This window comes from Citrobacter sp. Cpo142, assembly GCF_030332425.1.
GTDB classification, from domain to species: domain Bacteria; phylum Pseudomonadota; class Gammaproteobacteria; order Enterobacterales; family Enterobacteriaceae; genus Citrobacter; species Citrobacter portucalensis.
Window position 1 is genome coordinate 1 of the sequence record NZ_JAOWHW010000085.1, and the last position, 397, is coordinate 397.

Here is a 397-nt window from a genome sequence, read left to right on the forward strand (position 1 = left end):
GGTAAGCAGAGTTTTTGAAATGTAAGGCCTTTGAATAAGACAAAAGGCTGCCTCATCGCTAACTTTGCAACAGTGCCTTATTTTGTTCCTCCAGACGGCGAACCTGCTTTTCCAGCTCACGAATACGTTGCTGGTCTGGAGTAATGGGTGTCGCAGAGGGCGCAATCCCCTGACGCTCTCGCCTGAGCTGGCGCACCCAGGACTCAAGCGTGGTAGAGCCGACATTCATCGCTTCACTGGCTTGTCGATACGAGTAGCCCTTATCAACGATCAACTGTGCACATTCCAGCCTGAACTCAGGGGTAAAAGTACGCTTCGTTTTCTTGTTCATTAAGTCACCTGTTTTGTGTTGAGGTGAGAATATCACCTTTAATCAGGTGGCCAAATTTACTGTGCC

At 48.9% G+C, this 397-nt stretch carries 1 pseudogene; it reads right to left on the reverse strand.

What is annotated here, in order from left to right:
• Window positions 1-70 precede the first annotated feature (70 nt).
• Window positions 71-367 (reverse strand): annotated as a pseudogene (locus tag OGY18_RS04245) (transposase); the annotation flags it as partial.
• Window positions 368-397: the final 30 nt, after the last annotated feature.